This is a genomic window from Bacillus sp. SIMBA_031 (assembly GCF_046535225.1).
Classification (GTDB): domain Bacteria; phylum Bacillota; class Bacilli; order Bacillales; family Bacillaceae; genus Bacillus; species Bacillus velezensis.
The window spans coordinates 1-239 of sequence record NZ_JAWRXC010000647.1 but is presented as its reverse complement, the minus strand read 5'-3'; the positions used below and the strand labels follow the sequence as shown (position 1 = coordinate 239).

Annotated in this window: 1 pseudogene; it reads right to left on the bottom strand. The window is 58.2% G+C overall.

Annotation, left to right across the window (positions count from 1 at the left end):
* A pseudogene (locus tag SB724_RS21675) lies at positions 1-239 on the bottom strand (hypothetical protein); the annotation flags it as partial.

Here is a 239-nt window from a genome sequence, read left to right as displayed (position 1 = left end):
CTGAGTGGACGAAAGAAGGGGAGCACCACAATCAGGAGTTCGTGCAGGTTCCGGATGAACCACCGCCAACGGTCCTCGGCAAGCCAGAGGTTGATGAAGTAGTCAAGGGCAAAAATTCCCCAGGTAATCCACAGGACAATCTCGAACGGCGTGCCGGCGGGCCCTTCTACCCGGCCGATGACTTGCCACGCATAAGCCGTTAGGAAGATCAGGGCCGTGGCCATCAGGGGCCATTCAAC